The organism is Modestobacter altitudinis, from assembly GCF_005930475.1.
Lineage (GTDB): Bacteria > Actinomycetota > Actinomycetes > Mycobacteriales > Geodermatophilaceae > Modestobacter > Modestobacter altitudinis.
The window spans coordinates 14,660-39,730 of record NZ_SJEW01000046.1 but is presented as its reverse complement, the minus strand read 5'-3'; the positions used below and the strand labels follow the sequence as shown (position 1 = coordinate 39,730).

General features: G+C 74.4%; 24 protein-coding genes. 18 read left to right on the top strand and 6 right to left on the bottom strand.

What is annotated here, in order from left to right:
* Positions 1–94: 94 nt before the first annotated feature.
* The gene (locus FHL79_RS16530) at positions 95–1,096 is read left to right on the top strand and encodes a potassium/proton antiporter (protein WP_246080875.1); all 1,002 of its coding nucleotides are present in this window, start codon (positions 95–97) and stop codon (positions 1,094–1,096) included.
* 87 nt (positions 1,097–1,183) lie between these two features.
* On the opposite strand, the gene mqo is transcribed toward FHL79_RS16530, so the two are convergent.
* On the bottom strand, positions 1,184–2,668 hold the full coding sequence (mqo, locus tag FHL79_RS16525) for a malate dehydrogenase (quinone) (RefSeq protein WP_218938493.1): 1,485 nt from the start codon (positions 2,666–2,668) through the stop codon (positions 1,184–1,186).
* Positions 2,669–2,834: 166 nt separating this feature from the next.
* Here mqo and lspA point away from each other — a divergent pair, with 166 nt between their 5' ends.
* The 6 genes from lspA to FHL79_RS16490 all read left to right on the top strand — a co-directional run bounded on the left by lspA (position 2,835) and on the right by FHL79_RS16490 (position 10,423).
* Positions 2,835–3,473, top strand: a complete 639-nt coding sequence (gene lspA / locus FHL79_RS16520; RefSeq protein ID WP_138759679.1) for a signal peptidase II — start codon at positions 2,835–2,837, stop codon at positions 3,471–3,473.
* Between the two features lie 58 nt (positions 3,474–3,531).
* On the top strand, positions 3,532–4,494 hold the full coding sequence (locus FHL79_RS16515; protein WP_138759678.1) for an RluA family pseudouridine synthase: 963 nt from the start codon (positions 3,532–3,534) through the stop codon (positions 4,492–4,494).
* A 9-nt stretch (positions 4,495–4,503) separates the two neighbouring features.
* On the top strand, positions 4,504–5,292 hold the full coding sequence (locus FHL79_RS16510; protein WP_138759677.1) for a CPBP family intramembrane glutamic endopeptidase: 789 nt from the start codon (positions 4,504–4,506) through the stop codon (positions 5,290–5,292).
* Positions 5,289–5,750: a GNAT family N-acetyltransferase gene (locus FHL79_RS16505; protein ID WP_138759676.1), complete on the top strand. Its 462-nt coding sequence runs from the start codon at positions 5,289–5,291 to the stop codon at positions 5,748–5,750. Before FHL79_RS16510 ends, FHL79_RS16505 begins: the two co-directional genes overlap by 4 nt.
* Positions 5,751–6,042: 292 nt before the next feature.
* Positions 6,043–9,612: a DNA polymerase III subunit alpha gene (gene dnaE / locus FHL79_RS16495; protein WP_138759675.1), complete on the top strand. Its 3,570-nt coding sequence runs from the start codon at positions 6,043–6,045 to the stop codon at positions 9,610–9,612.
* A 130-nt stretch (positions 9,613–9,742) separates the two neighbouring features.
* Positions 9,743–10,423 (top strand): DUF2567 domain-containing protein, encoded by a 681-nt coding sequence (locus FHL79_RS16490; protein WP_171058199.1) that lies wholly within the window; start codon positions 9,743–9,745, stop codon positions 10,421–10,423.
* Between the two features lie 108 nt (positions 10,424–10,531).
* On the opposite strand, the gene FHL79_RS16485 is transcribed toward FHL79_RS16490, so the two are convergent.
* Positions 10,532–11,446 (bottom strand): LON peptidase substrate-binding domain-containing protein, encoded by a 915-nt coding sequence (locus FHL79_RS16485; protein WP_138759673.1) that lies wholly within the window; start codon positions 11,444–11,446, stop codon positions 10,532–10,534.
* A gap of 82 nt (positions 11,447–11,528) precedes the next feature.
* On the opposite strand from FHL79_RS16485, the gene hisD reads away from it, so the two are divergent.
* The 7 genes from hisD to FHL79_RS16455 all read left to right on the top strand — a co-directional run bounded on the left by hisD (position 11,529) and on the right by FHL79_RS16455 (position 18,300).
* Complete coding sequence (gene hisD / locus FHL79_RS16480) at positions 11,529–12,833, top strand: histidinol dehydrogenase (RefSeq protein WP_138759672.1); 1,305 nt, start codon at positions 11,529–11,531, stop codon at positions 12,831–12,833.
* A complete protein-coding gene (locus tag FHL79_RS16475) occupies positions 12,830–13,966 on the top strand; it encodes a histidinol-phosphate transaminase (RefSeq protein ID WP_138759671.1) in 1,137 nt (378 codons plus the stop codon). The genes hisD and FHL79_RS16475 overlap by 4 nt, the downstream gene beginning before the upstream one ends.
* Positions 13,963–14,574 carry an imidazoleglycerol-phosphate dehydratase HisB gene (gene hisB / locus FHL79_RS16470; protein WP_138759670.1) on the top strand — a complete coding sequence of 204 codons (612 nt, stop codon included), beginning with the start codon at positions 13,963–13,965 and terminating at the stop codon, positions 14,572–14,574. The genes FHL79_RS16475 and hisB overlap by 4 nt, the downstream gene beginning before the upstream one ends.
* Positions 14,571–14,747 carry a hypothetical protein gene (locus tag FHL79_RS25155; protein ID WP_171058198.1) on the top strand — a complete coding sequence of 59 codons (177 nt, stop codon included), beginning with the start codon at positions 14,571–14,573 and terminating at the stop codon, positions 14,745–14,747. Before hisB ends, FHL79_RS25155 begins: the two co-directional genes overlap by 4 nt.
* 58 nt (positions 14,748–14,805) lie before the next feature.
* Positions 14,806–15,297 carry a GNAT family N-acetyltransferase gene (locus FHL79_RS16465; protein ID WP_138759669.1) on the top strand — a complete coding sequence of 164 codons (492 nt, stop codon included), beginning with the start codon at positions 14,806–14,808 and terminating at the stop codon, positions 15,295–15,297.
* Between the two features lie 10 nt (positions 15,298–15,307).
* A complete protein-coding gene (hisH, locus tag FHL79_RS16460; RefSeq protein ID WP_138759668.1) occupies positions 15,308–15,946 on the top strand; it encodes an imidazole glycerol phosphate synthase subunit HisH in 639 nt (212 codons plus the stop codon).
* A gap of 68 nt (positions 15,947–16,014) precedes the next feature.
* Positions 16,015–18,300: a M28 family peptidase gene (locus FHL79_RS16455; RefSeq protein WP_138759667.1), complete on the top strand. Its 2,286-nt coding sequence runs from the start codon at positions 16,015–16,017 to the stop codon at positions 18,298–18,300.
* Between the two features lie 31 nt (positions 18,301–18,331).
* Here the strand turns inward: FHL79_RS16455 and FHL79_RS16450 are convergent, their stop codons facing one another.
* Positions 18,332–19,096, bottom strand: coding sequence for an SDR family NAD(P)-dependent oxidoreductase (locus tag FHL79_RS16450; protein ID WP_138759666.1), 765 nt, complete (start codon positions 19,094–19,096; stop codon positions 18,332–18,334).
* Between the two features lie 16 nt (positions 19,097–19,112).
* Positions 19,113–19,712: a nitroreductase family protein gene (locus FHL79_RS16445; protein WP_138759665.1), complete on the bottom strand. Its 600-nt coding sequence runs from the start codon at positions 19,710–19,712 to the stop codon at positions 19,113–19,115.
* Between the two features lie 60 nt (positions 19,713–19,772).
* Between FHL79_RS16445 and priA the strand changes: the two genes are divergently transcribed.
* The 4 genes from priA to FHL79_RS16425 are packed head-to-tail and all read left to right on the top strand — an operon-like array spanning position 19,773 to position 23,615.
* Positions 19,773–20,504, top strand: a complete 732-nt coding sequence (priA, locus tag FHL79_RS16440) for a bifunctional 1-(5-phosphoribosyl)-5-((5-phosphoribosylamino)methylideneamino)imidazole-4-carboxamide isomerase/phosphoribosylanthranilate isomerase PriA (protein ID WP_138759664.1) — start codon at positions 19,773–19,775, stop codon at positions 20,502–20,504.
* Positions 20,501–20,893: a RidA family protein gene (locus FHL79_RS16435; protein ID WP_138759663.1), complete on the top strand. Its 393-nt coding sequence runs from the start codon at positions 20,501–20,503 to the stop codon at positions 20,891–20,893. The genes priA and FHL79_RS16435 overlap by 4 nt, the downstream gene beginning before the upstream one ends.
* The gene (hisF, locus tag FHL79_RS16430; protein ID WP_138759662.1) at positions 20,890–21,684 is read left to right on the top strand and encodes an imidazole glycerol phosphate synthase subunit HisF; all 795 of its coding nucleotides are present in this window, start codon (positions 20,890–20,892) and stop codon (positions 21,682–21,684) included. The genes FHL79_RS16435 and hisF overlap by 4 nt, the downstream gene beginning before the upstream one ends.
* Before the next feature lie 59 nt (positions 21,685–21,743).
* Positions 21,744–23,615: an HNH endonuclease signature motif containing protein gene (locus FHL79_RS16425; RefSeq protein ID WP_138759661.1), complete on the top strand. Its 1,872-nt coding sequence runs from the start codon at positions 21,744–21,746 to the stop codon at positions 23,613–23,615.
* 215 nt (positions 23,616–23,830) lie between these two features.
* Here FHL79_RS16425 and FHL79_RS16420 read toward each other — a convergent pair whose 3' ends face one another.
* Together FHL79_RS16420 and FHL79_RS16415 are read right to left on the bottom strand one after the other, a co-directional pair.
* Positions 23,831–24,361: a pyridoxamine 5'-phosphate oxidase family protein gene (locus FHL79_RS16420; RefSeq protein WP_138759660.1), complete on the bottom strand. Its 531-nt coding sequence runs from the start codon at positions 24,359–24,361 to the stop codon at positions 23,831–23,833.
* A gap of 49 nt (positions 24,362–24,410) precedes the next feature.
* Positions 24,411–25,037, bottom strand: coding sequence for a TIGR03085 family metal-binding protein (locus FHL79_RS16415; protein WP_138759659.1), 627 nt, complete (start codon positions 25,035–25,037; stop codon positions 24,411–24,413).
* Positions 25,038–25,071: the final 34 nt, after the last annotated feature.

The window sequence follows — 25,071 nt, the reverse complement described above, 5'->3', positions numbered from 1 at the left end:
TGCTCAAGCGCGCGGCTCGCCGGCGGCCCGGCGCGCCCGAGCCCCGGGAGGTCGGGGCGACCGGGCCCGTCGGCCCCCGGGCAGGGGCGCCCGCGTGAGCGGTGGGTCCGGCGACGGGACCCACCCCTGGTATCTGGTGCTCGCCGAGGTGGTGGGCGAACTGGCCGGTGGCTCGGTGATCGGCATCGGGATCGGCTTCGGTGGTGCGTGGCTGCTGCGCCGGCTCGCGTTGCCGCTGGTCGGCTTCTACCCGCTGGTCACCCTCGCGCTGTGCGTGCTCGCCTTCGCCACCGCGGACCTGGCGCACACCTCGGGCTTCGTCGCCGTCTACCTGTGCGGGCTGGTGCTCGGCAACGCCGCGCTGCCGCACCGGGCCGGCACGATCGGCTTCGCCGAGGGGCTGGCCAGCCTGGCCCAGATCGGGTTGTTCGTGCTGCTCGGGTTGCTCGTCTCGCCGTCCCGGCTGGTCGACGCCCTGGGGCCCGCCCTGCTGATCGGCCTGGTGCTGCTGCTGGTGGCGCGGCCGCTGTCGGTGGCCGCCAGCCTGGTCTGGTTCCGGGTGCCCGTCTCCCAGCAGGCGTTCATCGCCTGGGCCGGGCTGCGCGGCGCGGTGCCGATCGTCCTGGCCACCTTCCCGATCGCGTTGGACGTGCCCGGCGCCACCCAGGTCTTCGACACCGTGTTCGTGCTGGTCGTCGTCTTCACCGTGGTGCAGGGCTGGTCGCTGCCCGCGATGGCCCGGCTGTTGCGGATCGCCACCCCGGTGACCCCGCGGGACATCGACGTGGAGTCCGCGCCGCTGGACGAGCTGGGTGCGGAGCTGATGCAGCTGCGGGTGCCGGACACGTCCCGGCTGCACGGCGTCTACCTGCCCGAGCTGCGGTTGCCCGAGGACGCCGCGGTGGTGCTCGTCGTCCGGGACGGGCGGCCCTTCGTGCCCGACCGGGAGACCCGGCTGATGCGGGGTGACCAGGCGCTGCTGGTCTCCGCACGCGGCTCCCGGGCCGAGGCCGAGCGCCGACTGCGCGCGGTCAGCCGGGCCGGCCGGCTCGCCACCTGGCGCGGCGAGGCCGGAAGCCCCTCCGAGACGGACTGAGCGGAGTGCCCAAGTTGAGCCGCCTCACCGCCGCTGGAGCCCCATCACGACGCGGCTCGACCGACGAATCGGCGGCTCATCCTCCGCTCACCCGTGGAGCTCGAGGGTCCTGGTCGTGTCGGCCATGACCCGCGCGAGCAGCTCCGGCTCCTCGGACAGCGTGTGGCCGTAGGAGGGGATCGCCTCCTGGAGCAGCGGGAGCCAGGCCTCGATCCGGTCGGGGAAGCAGCGCTCGAGCAGCGTGAGCATCGCCGAGGTGGCCGTGGAGGCGCCCGGCGAGGCGCCGAGCAGCCCGGCGACGGTCCCGTCGGCGCCGACGATGAGCTCGGTGCCGAACTGCAGCACGCCGCGGCCGGCGGTGTCCTGCTTGATCACCTGGACCCGCTGGCCGGCGGTGATGAGCTCCCAGTCGCCGTGCTCGGCGGTCGGCACGAACTCCTCCAGCGCCCGGAAGCGGGACTTCTCCGACTGCAGCACCTGACCGATCAGGTACCGGGTCAGCGGGATGTTCGCCCAGCCGGCGCCCAGCATCGAGCCGAGGTTGCCCGCCCGCACCGAGCGCGGCAGGTCCCACAGCGACCCGGACTTGAGGAACTTGGGGGAGAAGCCGGCATAGGGGCCGAACAGCAGCGCCTGCTCGCCGTCGATCAGCCGCAGGTCCAGGTGCGGCACCGACATCGGCGGGGCACCCACCTTCGCCTGGCCGTAGACCTTCGCCTGGTGCTGCGCGACCAACTGCGGGTTGCGGGTGCGCAGGAACTGGCCGCTGACCGGGAACCCGCCGAAGCCCCGGATCTCCGGGATCCCGGCGCCCTGCAGCAGCGGCAGCGCGCCGCCGCCGGCCCCGACGAAGAGGAACCGGCTGCGCACGGTGCGCCGCTTGCCGGTGGCGAGGTCGCGGACGGTCGTGGCCCAGCGGCCGTTGCTCTCCCGGCGCACCTTCAGCACCCGGTGCTGCAGGTGCAGCTGCACGCCGCGGCGAACAGCGTTGTCGAGCAGCAGCCGGGTCAGCGCGCCGAAGTTGACGTCGGTGCCGGCCAGCGACCGGGTCGCGGCGACGGGTTCCTTCTTCGACCGGTCCGCCATCATCAGCGGCACCCAGGAGTCGAGCTCGGCGGGGTCGTCGGAGTACTCCAGGCCGGCGAAGAGCGGCTGCGGGGCCAGCGCCTCGTAGCGGTTGCGCATGTAGCTGTGGCCGTCGTCGCCGGTGACGAAGCTGATGTGCGGCACCGAGGTGATGAAGGTCTTCGGCGAGTCGGTGAGGCCGGCCCGCACCAGGTGCGACCAGAACTGCCGCGAGACCTGGAACTGCTCGTTGATGCCCACGGCCTTCGCCGGGTCGACGGTGCCGTCGGGACGGGCCGGGGTGTAGTTGAGCTCGCAGAGCGCGGAGTGCCCGGTACCGGCGTTGTTCCACGGGCCGGAGCTCTCCTCGGCCACCGCGGAGCCGGACTCGAACACCTCGACGGTCCAGTCCGGTGCGACGATGCCCAGCAGTGCGGCCAGCGTCGCGCTCATGATGCCGCCACCGACGAGGACTACGTCGGGGTTGGAAGGACCACCCGTGGTCAAGATCTGCCTCCGTGCACTCGGAACGTCTGGGCACCATCGTCGTCCCGTCTCCGGGTCGGCACGCGCCGAACGGCGGTCGACCTCCGTTCTGGGGTGATGAGATGGGTCACAGGTCGAGGGTGCCCGTCGCGCGGCCGTACCGCAGGACGGCCGGTCGGGCAGGCGGGTGGCCACGGCTATCGTCGTGCCCGACGTGGCCGACCGGCCGCACGAGCAGGAGGACGGCGCGGTGACCGAGCAAGCCGATCCCCCGGTGCGCCCCCGCCGGTCGCGGGCCCGGCTGCTGCTGGGACTGGCGGCTGTCGTGCTGGCCCTCGACGTGGCCAGCAAGCTGCTCGTCGTCGCCACCCTGTCCGACCGCGAGCCGCTGCGGCTGCTCGGCGGCGCGGTCTACCTCACCGAGGCGCGCAACACCGGCGCCGCGTTCTCCTTCGCCGAGGGCGCGACCGTGGTCTTCACGCTGATCGCCGTCGCGGTCGTGGTGGTCATCGTGCGCAGTGCCCGGCGGTTGTTCTCCACCGGTTGGGCGGTGGCCCTGGCGCTGGTGCTCGGCGGGGCGGTGGGCAACCTGCTGGACCGCGTCTTCCGGGACCCCGGCTTCCTGCGCGGTGGCGTCGTCGACTTCGTCTCGCTGTTCGACCCCTACGGCCAGGTGTGGCCGATCTTCAACGTCGCGGACTCGGCGATCGTCTGCGGTGGCGTGCTCGGCGCGGTGCTGGCCTTCCGCGGCGTCGAGTTCGACGGCGGACGCAGCAGCGGCAGCCGCGAGGCCGACGCCAACGACAGCGCCGGCGTCGGCGAGTAGCCGGGCCCGGCCCGGCGCAGCCGGCCCCGTGGGCCACACCCGTCACAATGGACAGGTGATGAGCAGTCCCGGCCCGACCACCTCCGGCGGCCGCCCCGGCGAGCTCCGCTCGCTGCCGGTGCCCGACGGGCTCGAGGGGCAGCGCGTCGACCAGGCACTCACCCGGCTCTTCGGGATCTCCCGCGCCGTGGCCGCCGACCTCGCCGACGCCGGGCACGTGCTGGTCGACGGCCGGGCCCGCGGCAAGGGCGACCGGCTGACCGGCGGCAGCTGGCTGGAGGTCGAGCTGCCGCCCCCACCGGGTGAGCCGGTCGCCCCACAGCCGGTGGCCGGGCTGCGAGTGGTCCACGACGACGACGACGTCGTGGTCGTGGACAAGCCCGTCGGTGTCGCGGCCCACGGGAGCCCCGGCTGGGACGGTCCGACCGTCACCGGCGGCCTGGCCGCGGCCGGCTACCGCATCTCCACCAGCGGCGCGGCCGAGCGGCAGGGCATCGTCCACCGGCTCGACGCCGCGACCACCGGGCTGATGGTGGTCGCCAAGAGCGAGCGGGCGTACACGCTGCTCAAGGCCGCGTTCAAGGAGCGCACGGTCGACAAGGGCTACCACGCCCTGGTGCAGGGGCACCCGGACCCGTCGAAGGGCACGATCGACGCGCCGATCGACCGGCACCCCAAGCACGACTGGCGCTTCGCCGTCGTCTCCGGCGGCCGCCCCTCGGTCACCCACTACGAGGTGACGGAGGCGTTCCCGGCGGCGAGCCTGGTCGACGTCCACCTGGAGACCGGGCGCACCCACCAGATCCGGGTGCACTTCTCCGCGCTGCGGCACCCCTGCGTCGGCGACATGGCCTACGGCGCCGACCCGACGCTGGCTGAACGGCTCGGCGTCACCCGGCAGTGGCTGCACGCCGTCCGGCTCGGCTTCGCCCACCCCGCCGACGGGCGCTGGGTGGAGTTCACCAGCGACTACCCGGCCGACCTGGCCGGTGCCCTCGCTGTGCTGCGCGCCGAGAACTGAGCTGCGGCGGTGACCGACCTGCCCACGGCCTTGGCCGACTTCGGTCCGGCGCGGCTGTCGGCGGCGGTGATCGCCGCCTACCTGGTGGTGGGGGAGCCGGTCGTCGGCTACGTGCTGCACCGCCGGTTCGAGGGCCGGCTGCGCACCGACCCGGCGGCCCGGCGCTCCTTCTACCGCCGGCTGCTGGTGCTGGAGTGGGGGCTGGCCCTGGTCGGCCTGGTCGTCTGGGTCTCCGCGTCCGACGTCGGGGCCGCGCAGGTCGGGCTGGTGCTGCCGCAGCGCTGGCCGGGCGTGCTGAGCTGGCTGGCCGTGGCGGCGCTGCTGCTCCTCGTGCTGGTGTCCACCCGGGCGCTGCGCTCGGGGGCGCTGGCCGGTCCGCCGCCGGAGGTGCTCCGCCGCACCCGCCCCGGGGAGGCCCGGCACGCCGAGCCCCCGGGACACGCGACCCTGGCGCTGCTGCCGCGCAGCCGGTCGGAGCGGCACCTGTTCGCGCTGGTCGGGGTGACGGCGGGGGTGTGCGAGGAGTGGCTGTACCGCGGGTTCTTCCTCGCCGTCGTCGGCGCGCTCCTCCCGGCGCTGCCCACCGCGGGGCTGGTGCTGGTGGCCGGCGTCGGGTTCGGTCTGGCGCACGCCTACCAGGGCCTGTCCGGGGTCCTCACCACCGGCGTGCTCGGTGCGGTGCTCGCCGGGGTGTACCTCGCCACCGGGTCGTTGCTGCTGCCGGTGCTGCTGCACGCCGCCATCGACCTGCGGTTCCTGCTCGTCCCGTCGTCCGCGCTGCCGAGGGCGGTCGCGTGAGCGAGCCGGCCGGGCCGACCGCGACGACCGCCACCGCCGCCGACTGGCCGGAGGTCGCCGAGCTGCGGCACCGGGTGTTCGTGGTCGAGCAGGGCGTCCCCGCCGAGCTGGAACGGGACGACGCCGACGCCACGGCGGTGCACGCGCTCAGCCGTGGCCGCTCCGGGGACGTGGCCGGGCGGGTGCTGGCCACCGGCCGGCTGCTGCTCGACGCGGCCGGCCCGGGACGCGCGGTGATCGGACGGATGGCCGCCGACCCGGCGGTGCGGCGCCGCGGCCACGGCGCCGCGGTGCTCGCCGTGCTGCACCGCGAGGCGGCTGCCCGAGGTCAGACCGAGGTCGAGCTGCACGCGCAGGTCACCGCCCGGCGGTTCTACGAGCGGGCGGGGTACCGGGTCGTGGGCGACCAGTACGAGGAGGCCGGGATCGCCCATGTGACGATGGTCCGTCGGCTCTGATCCCGGCCTCGGCAGGAGCCCGCCGCGCGGTGCGTGACCGGGTGGTCGGGATCGCGGGACACGTTCCGTCAGACCCTTCGGGTAGACCTCCGGAGGTGCGAGGATCGGGACACCGCGAACGGCCCCCACCCCGGACGACACCGCCCGTGGTGAGGGCAGTGCCCCGGCAGTGCCACCCGTAGTGCCAGCTCGACCTCGAACGGCCTTCCCCGCCGGTCACCCAGCACCTGCCGCCCCTGCGCACCTGTCGGTGCACAGCCGGCCGCACGACCCGTGAGGAGCACCCCGCACCATGAGCACCCCGGCTCCAGAGAACTTCGTGCACCTGCACGTGCACACCGAGTACTCGATGCTCGACGGGGCGGCCAAGCTCGGTGAGGTCACCAAGGCCGCCGCTGCCGAGGGGATGCCGGCGCTGGCGATGACCGACCACGGCAACGTGTTCGGCGCCTACGACTTCTACAAGCAGGCCAACGCCGCCGGGGTCAAGCCGATCATCGGCATGGAGGGGTACTACACGCCCGGCTCCCGGTTCGACCGCGCCCCGTTCGACTTCGGCGACAAGCTGATCGACGAGGAGGGCGACGGGGGCAACAACCGCGGCAAGGCCGCCTACACGCACATGACGCTGCTGGCCAAGACCACCGAGGGGATGCACAACCTCTTCCGGATCTCCTCGCTGGCCAGCCTGGAGGGCCAGTACCGCAAGCCGCGCTTCGACCGCGACCTGCTGGAGCGCTACGGGAAGGGCCTGATCGCCACCACCGGCTGCCCGTCCGGTGAGGTCAACATGTGGCTGCGCGCCGGCAAGGTGGACAGGGCCCGGCAGGCGGCGGCGGACTTCCAGGACATCTTCGGGCGGGAGAACTTCTACGCCGAGATCATGGACCACGGGCTGTCCATCGAGAAGAAGACCAAGCCCGCGCTGCTGGAGATCGCCACGGACCTCGGCATCCCGCTGCTGGGCACCAACGACCTGCACTACACCCACCGCGAGGACGCGCAGGCGCACGACGCCCTGCTGTGCATCCAGACCGGCTCCCGGCTCAACGAGACCAACCGCTTCAAGTTCAACGGCGACGGCTACTACCTCAAGTCCGCCGCCGAGATGCGGGCGCTGTTCCGCGAGCACCCCGAGGCCTGCGACAACACGCTGCTGATCGCCGAGCAGTGTGAGGTCACGTTCACCGAGGGCGCCGACCTCATGCCCCGGTTCCCGCTGCCCGAGGGCGAGGACGAGACCTCCTGGTTCATCAAGGAGGTCGAGCTCGGGCTGCACAAGCGCTACCCCGGTGGCATCCCCGACAAGGTGCGCAAGCAGGCCGACTACGAGGTCGGGATCATCGTCCAGATGGGCTTCCCGGGGTACTTCCTCGTGGTCGCCGACTTCATCAACTGGGCCAAGGACAACGGCATCCGGGTCGGCCCCGGCCGCGGCTCCGCCGCCGGTTCGATGGCCGCCTACGTCATGGGCATCACCGACCTCGACCCGCTGGCACACGGGTTGTTCTTCGAGCGGTTCCTCAACCCCGAGCGCGTGTCCATGCCCGACGTCGACATCGACTTCGACGACCGCCGCCGCGGCGAGGTCATCCAGTACGTCTCGCAGAAGTACGGCGAGGAGCGGGTCAGCCAGATCGTCACCTACGGCACGATCAAGGCCAAGGCCGCGATCAAGGACGCCGCCCGGGTGCTCGACCGCCCCTACTCGGTGGGCGACGAGCTGACCAAGCTCATGCCCCCGGGCGTGATGGGCAAGGACATCCCGCTGTCGGGGATCTTCGATCCCAAGCACGACCGCTACAAGGAGGCCGCCGAGTTCCGGGCCCGCTACGAGTCCGACCCGGGCGCGGCCGAGGTCGTCGACCAGGCGCGCAAGCTCGAGGGCCTGAAGCGGCAGTGGGGCGTGCACGCGGCCGGCGTGATCATCGGCCGGTACCCGCTGATCGACAGCATCCCGATCATGCGGCGCGAGGCCGACGGCGCGATCATCACGCAGTTCGACTACCCGACCTGCGAGACGCTCGGCCTGCTCAAGATGGACTTCCTGGGCCTGCGCAACCTCACCGTCATCGACGACGCGCTGCGCAACATCGTCATCAACGGCAAGGCGCCGGTCGACCTCGACGAGATCAGCAAGGACCTCACCGACCCGGCGACCTACGCGTTGCTGGCCCGGGGCGAGACCCTCGGCGTCTTCCAGTTCGACGGCGGCCCGATGCGCTCGCTGCTGCGGTTGATGCGCCCGGACAACTTCGAGGACATCTCCGCGGTCGGCGCGCTCTACCGGCCGGGCCCGATGGGCGCGAACTCGCACACCAACTACGCACTGCGCAAGAACGGCCAGCAGGAGATCACGCCCATCCACCCGGAGCTGGCCGAGCCGCTCGCGGAGATCCTGGGCGGCACCTACGGCCTGATCGTGTACCAGGAGCAGGTCATGTCGATCGCGCAGAAGGTCGCCGGGTACTCCCTCGGCAAGGCCGACCTGCTGCGCCGGGCGATGGGCAAGAAGAAGAAGTCGGTCCTGGACGCCGAGTACGTCGGCTTCGAGGCCGGGATGAAGGCCAACGGCTTCTCCGCCGCGGCGGTGAAGACGCTGTGGGACATCCTGGTGCCGTTCGCCGACTACGCCTTCAACAAGGCGCACTCGGCCGCCTACGGGCTGGTCTCCTACTGGACGGCCTACCTCAAGGCCAACTACCCGGCCGAGTACATGGCCGGGTTGCTCACCAGCGTCCAGGACGACAAGGAACGCCGGCCGGTCTACCTGGCCGAGTGCCGCCGGATGGGCATCAAGGTGCTGCCGCCGGACGTCAACGAGTCCTCCTGGGACTTCACCGCCGTCGGCGGGGACATCCGGTTCGGGATGGCCTCGGTGCGCAACGTCGGGCACAACGTCGTCGCCTCGATCGTCAAGGCGCGTGAGGAGAAGGGCCCGTTCAAGGACTTCGCCGACTTCATGCGCAAGATCGACACCGTGGCCTGCAACAAGAAGGTCATCGAGTCCCTGGCCAAGGCCGGCGGCTTCGACTCCCTCGGCCACTCCCGGCAGGGCATCGCCGCGATCCACGCGCAGGCCGTCGACTCCGCGATGAGCCTCAAGCGCAAGGAGGCCGAGGGACAGTTCGACCTGTTCGGCAGCTTCGGTGACGAGGACGGCGATGGTGGGCTCGGCGACCCGCTGAACGCCGCCCTGAACATCCCGATCCCGACCGCGGACTGGTCGAAGTCCGAGCGGTTGGTCTTCGAGCGCGACATGCTCGGCCTGTACGTGTCCGACCACCCGCTGCACGGCGTCGAGCACGTGCTCACCTCGCACGCGGACACCGCGCTGGCCGAGATCCTCGCCGGGGGAGTCGAGGACGGCGCGAACGTGACCATCGCCGGCATCCTCACCGCGGTCGGGCCGCGCACCAACAAGCAGGGCGCCCCGTGGGCGATCGCCACGCTCGAGGACCTCGAGGCGGGCCTGGAGGTGCTGTTCTTCCCCAAGACCTGGGCGGAGGTCTCGGAGAAGGTCGTCCGGGACCAGATCATCGTGGTCAAGGGGCGGATCAGCCGCCGGGACGACACCCCGTCGCTGTTCGCCTCCGAGGTCACCGTCCCCGAGCTGACGGAGGGGCCCCGCGGACCGGTGCTGGTCTCGCTGCCCGCCGCCCGGTGCACGCCGCCGGTCGTGGAGCGGCTGCGCGAGGTGCTGGGCAGCCACCCGGGCACCACCGAGGTGCAGCTGAAGCTGCTCAACGGCGGCCGGGAGACCGTGCTCCGGCTGGACCAGGGCCTGCGGGTCCGGCCGAGCACCGCGCTGATGGGCGACATCAAGGCGCTGCTCGGCCCCACCAGCGTCGCCCTGCTGTGACGAAGGGCCCCTCTGCCCCCCGCCACGCGCGAGTTCGCGGCGGGACGCTGCAGAGGGGCCGGGCGGTGGGCACGCTGCCTGCGGGTCGGGTGGTTGCCGGTTGCACAGCCGGGCCAGCGACACTGGGCCGGTGACCGACGCACGACCGCCCGGCCCGGCGGCACCGTTCCCGCCCGCGCCGGCGGTGTCGACCGGGCCGGTGGCGCAGTGGCAGCCGGCCCGGCGGGCCGGGGTGCCTGGGCTGCGGGGCAGCCGCCAGGACCTGCGCAGCGCGCTGCTCACCGTGCTCGCGCTGGCCGTTGCCGGGCTGCTCGCCGGCGGGGTGTGGACCTGGCTCGCCCCGCGGGCGGACTACCGGGTCACCGCGAACGACGTCGAGCCCATCGGCCGGGCGCCGTCCGCGGAGCTCTTCATGGCCGACGACGGGGTGTTCGTGTGCATCCTGGCCGCGCTGGGGCTGGTGGCGGGGCTGGCGGTCTGGCTGCGCCGGCGGCGCCGCGGGGCGCTGACCCTGGTCGCGCTGGCCACCGGGATGCTGGCGGCGGGGGTCGTGGCCTGGCAGCTCGGTCAGTGGGCCGGACCGGGTCCGACCAAGGCCGAGCTGGCCGACGTCGGCCGGACGGTCACCACCGCGCTCTCCCTCGGCGCCACCGCAGCCCTGGCGGTCGGGCCGTTCGTCGCCGTCCTCATCTACCTGGTGGCCACCGCGCTGACCTCCCGCGACGACCTGGGCCGCACCGAGGACGAGCCGGCCGACCTCCCGCGCCGACCCCCGCTCCCGCCGGTCCCGCCGCCCGTGACCCGCGCCTGAACGGCCCCCTCGCAGGGGCCCGCCGCGAGTGGGAGGACCCCGTCCTCCTCATCCCTCGCGCGCTCGGGGCGAGCCTCGGGACGGGGCCAGGGGCGAGGAGGTCCTTCGTCAGTTGGCGGTCATCGGGGTGGCGAACTCCCGGAGCGGGACCGGCACCGCGCCCAGCGCGCGGAGCAGGGTCAGCTCACGCCGCAGCAGCCGGGACTCCAGAGCCAGTCGCCGGCGGGTGGCGGACTCGGCCAGCAGCGCCTGCCGGTCCTCGGTGGTGAGCAGCGCCGAGGACGCGACCAGGTAGGACAGCCCGCGGGCGTCGTCGCTCACCTCGCGCAGCAGCGCCGCCGTGGCCGCCACCTCACCGGCGGCGTCGTCGTCGGGCAGGTCGTCGGGGGAGAGCGCGTCGAGCACCTCGTCGGGCAGCCCCTCCGGGGCACCGCTCTGGCGCACGGCCACGTCGGCCACGTACCGGGCGAACAGGTCGCGCACGTTCTCGGCGAGCAGGCCGAGGGAACCCTGGGCCACGTCGCTCGCCACGTCGTCGGGGACCACCCCGGCCGTGGTCCCGGCGCCGGTCAGCCCGTCGACGTCCCCGGCCGCCTCCTCGGCGGCCTCCTCCTCGGCGAGCCACTCGACCAGCCCCCGCAGGTAGGGCGGTTCGCCGACCTCGTCGTCCTCTGCGCCCCGGGTCGGCAGCAGCACGTCGAGCAGCCGGAACCGGTCGGCGCCCACCGCCGCCACCCGGTAACCGCCGTCCCGCTGCGGAGCGACCATCCGCAGCGCCGCGGTGCAGCCCACGTCGTAGAGCGCCTCGGCGGGCGCGACGTGCTCGACCTCCCAGCCCTGCCGGATCGCGACCACCCCGAACCGGCGCTGGGCGCCGTCGGGGATGGCGGTGAGGTCGGCCACCAGCCGGCGGTAGCGCGGCTCGAAGACGTGCAGCGGGAGCACGACCCCCGGGAACAGCGGGGTCTCCAGCGGGAACAGCGGGATGACCTCCTGACCACCGGTTCTCTCCGCCTCGCCCACGCCGGGAGCCTACGGGCAGCGAGGGCGGACCACCCGGGCGTCTACCGTGGGGTGTTCTCCCGCTCGTACCCGGAGGTGCTCCGTGCTGTCCCGCATCGACCTGCGAGGGTCCGCGCTGCCCGGGCCGCGTGAGCTCGCGCAGCTGCTGCCCCGGGCCGCCACCGACATCGACTCGGTGCTGGCCGTCGTCCGCCCGATCTGCGAGGACGTCCGGCTCCGCGGCGCGCAGGCGGTCCGCGAGATCACCGCCCGGCTCGACGGCGTCGACGTCCCGGAGATCGCCGTGACCCAGGCCGCGCTCGACGAGGCGCTGGCCACCATCGACCCGGCGGTGCGCGCCGCCCTCGAGGAGTCGATCGCCCGCGTCCGCAGGGTGCACGCCGACCAGCGCCGCACCGACGTGACCACCGACGTGGTCCGCGGTGGCCGGGTCACCGAGCGGTGGGTGCCGGTCCGGCGGGTCGGCCTCTACGTGCCGGGCGGCCTCGCGCCGCTGCTGAGCTCCGTGGTGATGAACGTCGTCCCCGCGCAGCTGGCCGGGGTCGAGTCCATCGCCGTCGCCAGCCCTCCGCAGCGGGACAACGGCGGGCTGCCCGACCCGGGTGTGCTGGCCGCCTGCGCGCTGCTCGGCGTCACCGAGGTCTACGCCGTCGGCGGGGCGCAGGCCATCGCCGTGTTCGGCTACGGCGCCGGGCCGTGCGTCCCGGTGGACCTGGTCACCGGCCCCGGCAACGTCTACACGACCGCGGCCAAGCGGCTGCTCCGCGGCCTGATCGGGATCGACTCGGAGGCCGGGCCGACCGAGGTGGCCGTGCTGGCCGACGACACCGCCGACCCCGTGCACGTGGCCGCGGACCTGATCAGCCAGGCCGAGCACGACCCGCTGGCCGGCGCGGTGCTGGTGACCACCAGCGAGCAGCTCGCCGACGCGGTGCTGGACCTGGTGCCCGGGCAGGTCGCCGCCACCAAGCACAGCGACCGCATCCTCACCGCGCTGGGCGGCACCCAGTCCGGCGTCGTCCTGGTCGACGACGTGGACGCCGGCCTGGCCGTCGTCGACGCCTACGCCGCCGAGCACCTGGAGATCCAGACCCGGGACGCGCGGGAGGTGGCCATGCGGGTGCGCAACGCCGGCGCCGTCTTCGTCGGCCCCTGGGCGCCGGTCTCGCTGGGCGACTACATCGCCGGCTCCAACCACGTGCTGCCCACCGGCGGGTGCGCCCGGCACTCCAGCGGGTTGAGCGTGCAGTCGTTCCTGCGCGGCATCCACGTCGTGGAGTACGACGAGCAGGCACTCGCCGAGGTCGCCGGGCACGTCGACGCCCTGGCGAACGCCGAGGACCTGCCGGCGCACGCCGCCGCCGTCCGGGCCCGGCAGCGCGCATGACCGCGCCGCGCAGGACCCGCCTGGAGGAGCTCCCGCTGCGGCCGGAGCTGCGTGGCCGCACGCCCTACGGTGCCCCGCAGCTGGCGGTCCGGTACGCGCTCAACACCAACGAGAACCCGCACCCGCTGCCGCCGGCGCTGCTCGCCGACCTGCAGGTGGCGCTCGCCGACGCCGCGGCCGGGCTCAACCGCTACCCCGACCGCGACGCCACGGCGCTGCGCCGGGACCTGGCGGCGTACCTGTCCCGCAGCAGCGGTGAGCCGGTCGCGCCGGAGCAGGTCTGGGCCGCGAACGGGTCCAACGAGGTGCTCCAGCAGGTGCTGCAGACCTTCGGCGGCGCCGGGCGCACCGCGCTGGGCTTCACCCCGTCGTACTCGATGCACCCGATCATCAGCGCCGGCACCGGCACCTCCTGGGTCGACGGCCACCGCCGGGACGACTTCACCATCGACCGCGAGAAGGCCACCGCGCAGGTGGGCGAGGTGCAGCCCGACGTCGTCTTCGTGACCAGCCCGAACAACCCGACCGGCACCGCGGTCGAGCTCGACACGATCGCCGCGCTGTACGAGGCAACCGCCGGCGTGCTGGTCGTCGACGAGGCGTACGCCGAGTTCGCCCGGCCGGGCACGCCGTCGGCGCTGACCCTGCTGCCCGGGCGCCCGCGGTTGGTCGTCAGCCGGACGATGAGCAAGGCCTTCGGCATGGCCGGGCTGCGGCTGGGCTACCTGGCCGCGGACCCCGCGGTGGTCGACGCGCTCCAGCTCGTGCGGCTGCCCTACCACCTCAGCTCGCTGACCCAGGCCGCCGCGCGCACCGCCCTGGCGCACACCGAGCAGCTGCTCGCGACCGTCGACGCGGTCAAGGCCGAACGCGACCGGATCGTCGCCGCGCTGCCCGGGCTGGGGCTGACCAGCGTGCCCAGCGACGCGAACTTCGTGCTGTTCGGCTGCTTCGCCGACGCCGCCACCACCTGGCAGGCGCTGCTGGACCGCGGCGTGCTGGTGCGCGACGTCGGACTGCCCGGCTGGCTCCGGGTGACCGCCGGCACGACCGAGGAGACCGATGCGTTCCTCGCCGCGCTGGGTGAGGTGGCTGGGACGCCGGCACCGGGCCTGGGAGGATCACCGTCATGACCGCTCTGTCTGGGCACCGCACCGCACGCGTCGAGCGGGCGACCAACGAGACCAAGCTGGTCGTCGAGGTCGACCTCGACGGCACCGGCAAGGCCGACGTCGCCACCGGGGTCGGCTTCTACGACCACATGCTCACCGCACTGTCCAAGCACAGCGGGATCGACCTGACCGTGCACGCCGACGGCGACCTGCACATCGACGCCCACCACACCGTCGAGGACGTCGCGATCGCGCTGGGGCACGCCTTCGCCGAGGCGCTCGGCGACAAGCGCGGCATCACCCGCTACGGCGACGCCACCATCCCGATGGACGAGGTGCTGGTGCAGGCCGCCGTCGACCTGTCCGGCCGGCCGTACTTCGTGCACGCCGAGCCCGAGGGCATGACGCCGATGATCGGGCCGGACTACCCGACCTCGCTGACCAAGCACGTGCTCGAGTCCTTCGCGTTCAACGCGCGGATCAGCCTGCACGTGCGGGTGCTCTACGCCGGCCGCGACGCCCACCACATCGTCGAGGGGCAGTTCAAGGCCCTGGCCCGGGCGCTGCGCACCGCCGTCGCGCTGGACCCGCGGGTTCCCGACGTGCCCTCCACGAAGGGAGCTCTGTGACCTTCGGGGTCGCACTGCTCGTCATCGGCGGGTTCCTGCTCGGCGGCTCGTACAGCATCTTCAAGGCCGACTCCGACACCCAGGGGCGTACCGGCCCGCAGGTCGCCTTCGCTGTCGTCTTGCTGGTCGCGGCGCTGCTGTCGTCGGTGGCCGGCGTCCTCTACCTGGTCTGAAGTAGGACTGTAGGGCTGGCCGGCCTGGACCGTCGGACCGGTGCGGCATCCTCCCGGCATGGAGCTGCGCCTGGCCACCGTCACGCCGGACAACGTCGACGCCGCCTGCCGGTTGCGGATGAGACCGGAGCAGGAGGGCGTCGTGGCACCCGTCGCCGTCTCGCTGGCCGAGGCCTACGCCAGCCCGGACGTCGCCTGGCCCCGGCTGGTGGTCGGTGCCGACGACGAGGTGCTCGGCTTCGTCATGGCGGCGTTCGACCCGGACAACGAGATCGAGGCGTTCCGCTGCGGCATCTGGCGGCTCAACGTGGCCGCCGACGCCCAGGGGCTGGGCGTCGGCCGGTTCGCCGTCCAGGCGGTGGTCGAGGAGGCCCGGCGCCGCGGGAACGACCGGATCACCGTGCTGTGGGAACGGCACCCGCACGGCCCCGAGGGCTTCTACCTGCGGCTGGGCTTCCGGCCGACCGGTGCGGAGCTGTTCGGGGAGGTGGTCGGGGAGCTGGTGCTGCCACCCGGGAACAGTCCGGGGCCTCCCGCGGCTGATGGGTAGCGTGGCAGCTGTGAAGAAGGTCGTCGTGCTGGACTACGGATCGGGCAACCTGCGCTCGGCCGAGCGGGCGCTGGCCCGTGTCGGCGCCGACGTGACCGTGACCGACGACCCGCACGCCGCGCTGGCCGCCGACGGTCTGGTCGTCCCCGGGGTGGGCGCCTACGCCGCCTGCATGGACGGCCTGCGGGCCGTCGACGGCCCCAAGGTCATCGGTCGGCGGCTGGCCGGCGGTCGCCCGGTGCTCGGCATCTGCGTGGGCATGCAGGTGCTCTTCGAGCGCGGCGTGGAGCACGGCCAGGACTCCGCGGGCTGCGGCGAGTGGCCCGGCGTCGTCGAGCAGCTGCAGGCGCCCGTGCTGCCGCACATGGGCTGGAACACCGTGCAGGCGCCGGAGGACTCCACGCTGTTCGCCGGGCTGGCCGACCAGCGCTTCTACTTCGTGCACTCCTACGGGGTCCGCGAGTTCCCGCTCGCCGATTCCGGGGTCACCGGCCGGCTGACGCCGCCGTCGGTCACCTGGGCCGAGCACGGTGACCGGTTCGTCGCCGGGGTGGAGAACGGGCCGCTGTCGGCGACCCAGTTCCACCCCGAGAAGAGCGGCGACGCCGGTGCCCAGCTGCTGACCAACTGGCTCGACACGCTCGACTGAGCACCGCCCCCGGGCGGCGGCCGGCCCACCCCTAGGGTGATCCGGCTCTCGCCTCCCGGAGGTCCTCGGTGCGTGCTGGTCGTCTGCTCGGGCTCGCCGCCCTGCTCCTGCTCGGGGCGCTCGCGGCGCTGAGCGTCGTGGTGCTGCAGCCGCCGGCCCCCGCCCCGGTCGACGCCCCGGCCGGGGAGTTCAGTGCCGGTCGGGCGTTCGAGCACGTGCAGCAGATCGCCGCCGGGACGCACGTGACCGGCAGCGCGGCCAACGACCGGGTGCGCTCCTACCTGGTCGACACCCTCACCGAGCTCGGGCTGCAGACCCGGGTGCAGGACGCGGTCGGCGCCGACCCCGGGGACCCGGGCCGGGTCGAGATGGCCCGGGTGCGCAACGTCGTCGCCGTGCTGCCGGGCACCGACCCCACCGGCCGGTTGTTCCTGGTCGCCCACCACGACTCGGTCGAGACCGGGCCCGGCGGCAACGACGACGCCGCGGGGGTGTCCTCGGTGCTGGAGACCGTGCGCGCGCTGCGCGAGGGGCCGCGGCTGCGCAACGACGTCGTCGTGGTGCTCACCGACGCCGAGGAGGCGTGCCTGTGCGGCGCCGAGGCGTTCGCCGACTCCGACCCGCTGGCCGCCGACGGAGGTGTGGTGCTCAATCTGGAGGCCCGGGGCACCGGTGGGCCGCCGATCATGTTCGAGACGGCGCGGGGCAACGCCGGCCTGGCCGGGGTCTACGCCGGTGCCGCCCCGCACCCGGTGGCGACCAGCTTCGCCGTCGAGGTGTACCGCGCGCTGCCCAACGACACCGACTTCAGCCCGCTGCTGGGCGCCGGCTTCACCGGTCTCAACACCGCCTACATCGACGGGTCGGCGGCGTACCACACCCCGGAGGACACCCCGGACCGGATGGACCGCGGCAGCCTGCAGGCGATGGGCGACAACACCCTGGCCCTGACCCGGGCGCTGGGGGCCGACGACCTCGGCGCGCTCGCCGACCCCGCTTCCGGTGACGCGGTGTACTTCCCGGTGCTCGGCGGGCTGCTCCGGTACCCGGGCTGGCTGGTCTGGCCGGTCGCCGGGCTCGCGGTGGTCGCCGTCGGCGCGCTGGCCGTCGTCACCCGGCGGCGGACCGGGACGTCGCTGCGCCGGTCGCTGGCGGGCTTCGGGCTGGCCGTGGTGCCGGTGGTGCTGGCGCCGCTGGCCGCCCAGGCGGCCTGGGCGCTGCTGGTCGCCGTCCGGCCCGGGTACGCCGGCCTCATCGACCCCTGGCGGCCGGGCTGGTACCGCCTCGGGGTGGTCGCGCTCGTCGTCGCCGTGCTGCTGGTCTGGTACGCGCTGGTCCGCCGCCGGGTCGGCGCGGACGCCCTCGCGGTCGGTGCGCTCGGCTGGCTGGCGGTGCTCGGCGTCGTGCTGGCGGCCGCCGCGCCCGGCGGCTCCTACCTGACCGCGGTGCCGGCGCTGGGAGCCGCGCTGGCGGGCGTCGTCGGCCTGCTCGCGACCCCGGCGTGGGCGCGGCCGCTGGCCGGGCTGGTCGCCGGTGCGGTGGCGGTGCTGGTCCTGGCGCCCACCATCGCGCTGTTCTTCCCGGCGCTGGGGCTGGCCACCGGGGCGGCGCCCGCGTTGTTCGCCGTCCTGCTCGGTCTGGTGTTGCTGCCGGTGCTCGAACCGCTGTTCGGGTCCGCCGGCGCGGGGCGGGCGTCGCGCGCGGTCGTGCCGGGGGTGGCCGTGCTGCTGACGCTGGCGCTGTTCGGCACCGGCCTGGCCGTCGACCGGTTCGACGCCGCCCACCCGGCCCCCACCCAGCTGATGTACGCCCTGGACGCCGACACCGGCGACGCCTGGTGGATCAGCACCGAGGACGACCCGGTCGCCTGGACCGCGGCGTACCTCGACGGACACCAGGACCTGTCCGAGACCTTCCCGGTCCTCGCCGGTGACCTGGCCACCGGCGGGGCCGAGCCGGCCGACCTGCCCGCGCCGACACTGACCACGACCGCAACCGACCTCGGCGACGGGCGCCGGGAGGTCACCGTGCAGGTGCAGTCCTGGCGGGCGGCCCGGTTGCTGGTCCTCGACGTCACCGGCGCCCGGGTCACCGGCGCGACGGTGGCCGGCCGGGACGTGCCCGCCGACGTGCTGGGGGAGGACCGGTTGTCGGTGACCTTCCACGCACCCCCGGAGGCCGGGGTGGCCGCCACCTTCGTGGTCGAGGGGGGCGGGCCGGTGACCGTGCGGGCACTCGACGGCAGCGACGGGCTCGCCGACCTGCCCGGCTTCACGCCCCGGCCGGAGGACGTCGGCGTCGCGGGGACGCACACCTCCGACCTGCTGCTGGTGGCGACGTCCCGGGTGATGTGAACGCACTCTCCTGCAGGATCCGGTCCTTCTCCTAGGAGCGCAGGTAGCTGGCCCCGTTGACGTCGATGATCGTGCCGGTGGAGAAGCGGGCGCCGGGGCTCGCGAGCCAGAGCACCGCCGACGCCACCTCCTCAGGACGGGCCACCCGGCCGTAGGGCGACTGCGCCCGGACGGCGTCCCCACCGGGACCGTCGAGCACCTCCCGGGCCATCTCGGTCTGCACGAAGCCCGGCGCGACGGTGCCCACCGAGATGCCGTGCGGTGCCAGCGCGAGCGCCATCGACTGGCCGAAGGCGTTGAGCCCGGCCTTGGAGGCGCCGTACGCGGGGTTGGCGGGCTCACCCCGGAACGCACCCCGGCTGGAGACGTTGACGACCACCCCGCCGCCGGCGGCGACCAGGTGCGGGATCGCGCGGAAGGTCGCGTTGGCCGGGCCGAGGAGGTTGACCGCCAGCGTGGTCGACCAGGCCTGCTGCCAGTCCGCGTAGCTGGTCTCCAGCGGCGGGTGGGCGGTGAACACGCCCGCGTTGTTGACCAGCACGTCCAGCCCGCCGAGCTGCGCCGCTGCGTCGTCGACCATCCGGCCCACCGCCTCGGCGTCGGCCAGGTCGGCCTGCACGAGCACGTGCCCGTCGCCGGGCAGCTCCGCGAGCACCTGCTCGGCCCGCTCCCGGGACCCGCCCCAGTGCACCGCCACCCGGTCGCCCTGTGCGGCGAAGGCCAGGGCGATGGCGCGGCCGATGCCGCGGGAGGCGCCGGTCACCAGGACGGCGCGGGAGTTGTTCTCGTCGGTCACCCGCTGAGTCAACCAGTCACCACCGACCACGGTGCACGACGTCGGCGGTCCCGCGCCGGCCACGCCGCAGCGACGGCGACCGCTTGTCCTCGGTGCCCGCGTAGCCGACCGAGACGCAGCCGATCGGCCGGTACGCCTCGGGCACGCCGAAGGCCTCCCGGAAGGCCGGCACCCGCTCGGGCGGGATGCCGAAGAAGCAAGCGGCCAAGCCCTCGTCGACCGCGGTCAGCAGCATCAGCAGCGACGCCATGCCGGTGTCGACGTCCCAGTACGGCACCGGCCAGCGGCTCTCGTCGCGGTCGGTCCAGCCCTTGTCCGGCTCGGCGTAGCGGTCCAGGTAGGCGGCCTTGTGCGACAGCGGCACCACCAGCAGCGGCGCCCGCCGCATCCGGGTCAGCCAGCCGTCGGGCGCGCCCGCGCCGGTGGTCGCCGCCCAGAACCGGTCGCGCTCCTCGGGCGTCTCCAGCACCAGGAATGCCCAGCCCTGGCTGAACCCGGCCGAGGGTGCGCGGATGGCGTGCTCGAGCAGCCGCTCGCGCACCTCGGCCGGCACCGGGCGGTCGGGGTCGTAGTCGCGCACCATGTGCCGCCGGCGGACGACGTCAGCGAACTCCATGCCGGCACCCTGCCGCACCGGTCCGACGAGCCGCCCGGAGGGCTTCCCTAGGCTTGGCCCGTGCCGAAGCTGCAGCTGCTCCCCGCCGTCGACGTCGCCGACGGTCTCGCCGTCCGCCTGGTGCAGGGCGAGGCCGGCAGCGAGACCTCCTACGGCGACCCGCTCGAGGCCGCGCTCGCCTGGCAGCGCGACGGCGCCGAGTGGGTGCACCTGGTCGACCTCGACGCCGCCTTCGGTCGTGGCTCGAACCGGGAGCTGCTCGCCTCGGTGGTCGGCGCCCTGGAGGTCGACGTCGAGCTGTCCGGCGGCATCCGCGACGACGAGTCGCTGGCCGCCGCGCTGGCCACCGGCTGCCGACGGGTCAACCTCGGCACCGCGGCGCTGGAGTCGCCGGAGTGGTGCGCGCGGGCGATCGCCGAGCACGGTGACCGGATCGCCGTCGGCCTCGACGTGCGCGGCACCCGGCTGGCCGCGCGTGGCTGGACCAAGGAGGGCGGGGAGCTGTACGAGACGCTGGCCCGGCTGGACGCCGAGGGCTGCGCCCGTTATGTCGTCACCGACATCACCAAGGACGGCACGCTGCGCGGTCCGAACCTGGACCTGCTGCGCGAGGTCTGCGCCGCCACCCCGCGGCCGGTGATCGCCTCTGGCGGGGTCAGCTCGCTGGCCGACATCCGGGCCCTCGCCGGGCTGTCGGCGGTCGGCGTCGAGGGCGCGATCGTCGGCAAGGCGCTGTACGCCGGGCAGTTCACCCTGCCCGAGGCGCTCGCGGTCACCGAGGAGCTGGCATGACGGCGCTGCGGCTGGGCTCGGGCGGTCCGTGGGAGGACGTCGTCGGGTACAGCCGCGTGGTCGCGGTCGGCGACCAGGCCTGGGTGAGCGGCTGCACGGCGACCGTCGACGGCGAGGTCGTGCACGTCGGTGACATGGCGGCGCAGGCACGGGTGGCCATGTCGGGACTGGTGACGGCGCTGGAGAGCGCCGGGTTCGCCGCCTCCGACGTCGTCCGCACGCGGATGTACGTCACCGACACCAGCCGCTGGGAGGAGGTCGGGCGGGTGCACGGCGAGTTCTTCGGCGACGTCCGGCCGGTCACCGCGATGATCGGGGTGGCTGCCCTGCTGCACCCGGACATGCTGGTCGAGGTCGAGGCAGACGCCGTCCGGGGGGCCGGGGCATGAGCCTGGCCGTCCGCGTGATCCCGTGCCTGGACGTCGACGCCGGCCGGGTGGTCAAGGGCGTGAACTTCGTCGACCTGGTCGACGCCGGTGACCCCGTCGAGATGGCGAGGGTCTATGACGCCGAGGGCGCCGACGAGCTCACCTTCCTCGACATCACCGCCAGCTCCGGGTCCCGCGAGACGACCTACGACGTCGTCCGGCGCACTGCCGAGAGCGTCTTCATCCCGCTCACCGTCGGCGGCGGGGTGCGCACCGTCGACGACGTCGACAAGCTGCTCCGCGCCGGCGCGGACAAGGTCGCGGTGAACACCGCCGCCGTCGCCCGGCCGGAGCTGATCGCCGAGATCGCGCACCGCTACGGCAACCAGGTGCTGGTGCTGTCGCTGGACGCGCGGCGGGTGCGCGACGGTGCGGTCACCGACTCCGGTTTCGAGATCACCACCCACGGTGGGCGGCGCGGCACCGGCCGGGACGCCGTCGAGTGGGTGGTGCAGGCTGCCGAGCTCGGCGTCGGTGAGGTGCTGCTGAACTCGATGGACGCCGATGGGACCCGGGCCGGCTTCGACACCGACCTCATCCAGGCCGTGCGCCGCGAGGTCAGCGTGCCGCTGATCGCCAGTGGGGGTGCGGGTGCGGTCGAGCACTTCCCGCCCGCGGTGGAGGCGGGTGCCGATGCGGTGCTCGCCGCCAGCGTCTTCCACTTCGGCCAGCTGCGGGTCGGCGACGTCAAGGCGGGTCTCGCCGCCGCCGGGGTGCCCGTCCGGCAGGATACCGACCACCCGCTCGGCTGACTGTCCACAGGCGGCATCATGCCTGGTCAGCAGACCGTTGAACCGGTATTGTCGAACACGTGTTCGAACGCCTGGCGACGCTGACACCGGACCACGACTCGAGGTTCGAGTCGCAGCTCCGCGCGTTGCTGGACGGCGCCGAGTTCGAGCTGGCGGCAGGGTTCCTCCCGCACGGCTCGCCGCCCTGTCCGGGTGCGGAGCAGGTCCCCGGTGCGGCCCGGCTGCAGCGGCTTCTCGACGAGGGCGGGGACCACCTCGGCCGCGCGGCGGCGGCACACCTGGCCGCGGCCCGGGCCGCGGCCGAGCAGGCCGAGGCGCTGGCGGCCTTCGCCCGCTGCCGCCCCTCCTCGCTCGACCGGCCGGACACCGAGATCGGCGCCGCGGCGGCGCGGACCCGGGCGGCCCGGGCGGGCCGGCCGGCGGCGCTGACCGAGGTCAGCGAGTGGGCGGTCGACGAGGTCGCCGTGGCGCTGCAGCTGACCTCCGCGGCTGCGTCGGCGCTGCTGGTCGACTCCGTCCTGCTGGTCGATCGGCTCCCGGCGACGCTGGCCGCGCTGCACGAGGGGCGGATCAGCTGGCGGCACGCCCAGGTCATGACCGATCTGGTGTCCCGGCTGCCCGACGAGCTGCGGCCGACCGCCGAGGCGAGACTGCTCAGCCGGGTCGGGGGCAAGACGCACAGCCAGCTGCGGGTCGCTGCACGCCGGGTGGTGATGAGGCTGGACGCCGAGGCGCTGGTCGAGCGGGTCCGAGAGGCCGTCCGGGGGCGGCGGGTCGTGCTGCACCCCGGGGACGACGGGATGGCGACGCTCTCGGCGGTCCTGCCCATCCCCGTCGCCCGTGCGGTGCTCGATGCACTGCGGCAGTACGCCGAGGCCGTCGACGACGACGAGCGGACGCTGGCCCAGCGGATGGTGGACTGCCTGGTCGACCTGGTGCTGCGGCCAGGCGAGCACGGCATGCCGCCGGTGCAGGCTCGGCTGACCCTGGTGGCCGCGGTGGAGACGCTGCTCGGCTCCGACGAGCCGGGTGAGGTGGACGGCGACCTGGTTCCCGCCGAGATGGTGCGGCAGCTGGCGGAGGCGCTGGGCCTGCTGCCCCGTGCCGAGGATGCCGCACCGGCCGACGAGCCGCGGTCCGACGAGCTGTCGGACGGTCCACAGTCCGACGAGCCGTTGTCCGACGAGCCGTTGTCCGACGAGCCGTTGTCCGACGAGCCGTTGTCCGACGAGCCACGGTCCGGCGAGTCGGTCGAGGGGGAGCGGGTGCCTGGTGAGCCGGGCCGCGCGGGGGAGCGGACCGTCCAGGCCCTCGCCCGCCTCCTCCGCTCGCGGTCGCTCGCCGGTTCGGCCCTCGCGCGCCGGCCGCACGTGGGGCTGGTCGACGAGCTGAGCGGGCAGCTGGTGGCGCTGACCGATGCGGTGGGCCTGCGGCGCGGGCAGGGGCTGGGCCCACCGCCGGAGTCGTCCGGCTACCGGCCGGAGCGCCTGCTCGACGGGTTCGTGCGGTTGCGCGACCGACGGTGCCGGTTCCCCGGCTGCCGGGCGCGGCCGGTCAGCTGCGACCTCGACCACGAGGTCCCGTGGCCGTGGGGTCCGACCAGCCACGACAACCTCTGCTGTCTGTGCCGGCACCACCACCGGCTGAGCCACCAGGCCCCGGGCTGGCGACTGCGCGGGCTGGCCGGCGGTGGCCTGGAGTGGACGACCCCCGGCGGGATCGTCGCGACCACCCACCCGCCGCGCTTCGGCGCCGATGACGACGCGCCTCGCGCCGGCGACGACGTGCCCCGCGCCGGCGACGACGTGCCCCGCGCCGGCGACGATCTACCCCGCGCCGGCGAGGGGGTACCGCCGCCGGCCCGGCCACCCGCGGCGGCCGGTGCCGCACCGCCGGCGGACGTCGGGCAGGACGACCCGCCGCCCTTCTGACCGGACCAGGCGGTGCCGTGGGATCCCGCGACGGCGGCAGTCACCGGCAGGTCAGCGCACGCAGCCGCAGGTCGGGCACGGGCCCGGTGGTCCCGGTTGTCCGGCACCGGTGGGCCGGCCCGCTGTGAGGGGCCGGGACCCCGGCCGGACGCACGTCACCGGAGCCCGGCGACGGCGGCGCAGCGCCCGCTCCACGGCAGCCGTCTCCCGCCGGCTCAGAACCGCCAGCGGGTGGCCCCGCCGGGGTCGACGGTGAGCAGCGCCGTGGCCTGCCGGACCTCGATGCGGTAGACGTGCCAGGGCGGTGGCCCCGCCGAGGGAGCGCTGAACTCCGCCGTCAGCGCCGTGCCCGTCGCGTCGACGCGCGCGGGCCAGCCGTCAGCGGCCCAGAGGTGAGCCATCTCGGCGACCACGGCCGGGTCCTCCACCAGTGTGGCCGTCCCGTCGACGACCAGGTCGAACTCGTCGGTCGCCACGCTCAGCGAGCACCGCGGGTCGCGCGCCAGGTTCCTGCCCTTGCGGGTGGTCGTGCCGGTCTCGAACCAGAAGGTGCCCGACGTCCACAGAGCGCCGATGCCGGTCAGGTGCGGGGTGTCGTCGGCGTTCCTCGTCGCCAGCCAGCAGGTGTGCCGACCCGGCCCACCCGTCTCGGGCGCCTGCGACAGCCCGCGGGACAGCCGCCCCTCGACCTGGCCCCAGTCGACCAGCGGTGTCCCGTACAGCTCGGCCAGGTTCGTCGTGTCCATGGCCAGGAGGACCGGCCGGCGACGGCGAACTCATCGACCGCGCGGGCGGCTACTCGGCGGTGAGGTCCACGCAGGCGACGGTCGTCCGGCCGCTCACCCAGAGCAGCACCTCGAGCGGGGCGCCGATGACCGTCGTCGTCGGCTGGCCGTCCCGCAGTCGCCGCTCGCTGCCAGGCGCCCCGTCCGGCACGTCGCTGCGCCGCACGAACAGGCCGCCGCCCGTACTGGTCGCCGCCCGGCCGCGGGCCAGCAACGGCACCGACCGCCACAGCTGGTCCTGCACCGAGCGGGGCAGGTCGCGCGGGGCCCAGTCCGGCTGGGCCCGGCGGACGTCCTCGTGGTGGATCACCATCTCCGCGGTGTTCAGCAGCCGGTCGACGGCCGGCCAGGCCGTGGGCGCCCACGCCGGCGGGCCGGACCGCACCTCGGCCACCAGCACGCCGAACGGGCGCGACCGGGTGCGGTCCTGCACCCGCGAGGTCCACGCGCGCAACGGCCCGCCCAGCACCAGACCGGGGCCGGCGTCCGGCCGCCGGTCGCGGACGACCAGGTGCGTGGCCAGGTCCCGGGTCGTCCAGCCCTCGCAGCAGGTCGGCTGGTCCGGTCCCAGGTGCTCCAGCAGGTCGGCGAGCGCCGCCCGCTCCGACTGCGACACGGGCACGGCGGAGGTCGGCACGCCTCGAGGCTAACCCGACCGGGGCGCCCCGCCT

Bases quoted from the DNA above. Each gene is read 5' to 3' on its own strand.
- FHL79_RS16515 (WP_138759678.1), top strand. From the start codon at position 3,532: ATGAGCAGTCCCGGCCCGACCACCTCCGGCGGCCGCCCCGGCGAGCTC.
- dnaE (WP_138759675.1), top strand. From the start codon at position 6,043: ATGAGCACCCCGGCTCCAGAGAACTTCGTGCACCTGCACGTGCACACC.
- FHL79_RS16475 (WP_138759671.1), top strand. From the start codon at position 12,830: ATGACCGCGCCGCGCAGGACCCGCCTGGAGGAGCTCCCGCTGCGGCCG.
- hisB (WP_138759670.1), top strand. From the start codon at position 13,963: ATGACCGCTCTGTCTGGGCACCGCACCGCACGCGTCGAGCGGGCGACC.
- FHL79_RS16465 (WP_138759669.1), top strand. From the start codon at position 14,806: ATGGAGCTGCGCCTGGCCACCGTCACGCCGGACAACGTCGACGCCGCC.
- FHL79_RS16445 (WP_138759665.1), bottom strand. From the start codon at position 19,712: ATGGAGTTCGCTGACGTCGTCCGCCGGCGGCACATGGTGCGCGACTAC.
- FHL79_RS16435 (WP_138759663.1), top strand. From the start codon at position 20,501: ATGACGGCGCTGCGGCTGGGCTCGGGCGGTCCGTGGGAGGACGTCGTC.
- hisF (WP_138759662.1), top strand. From the start codon at position 20,890: ATGAGCCTGGCCGTCCGCGTGATCCCGTGCCTGGACGTCGACGCCGGC.
- FHL79_RS16420 (WP_138759660.1), bottom strand. From the start codon at position 24,361: ATGGACACGACGAACCTGGCCGAGCTGTACGGGACACCGCTGGTCGAC.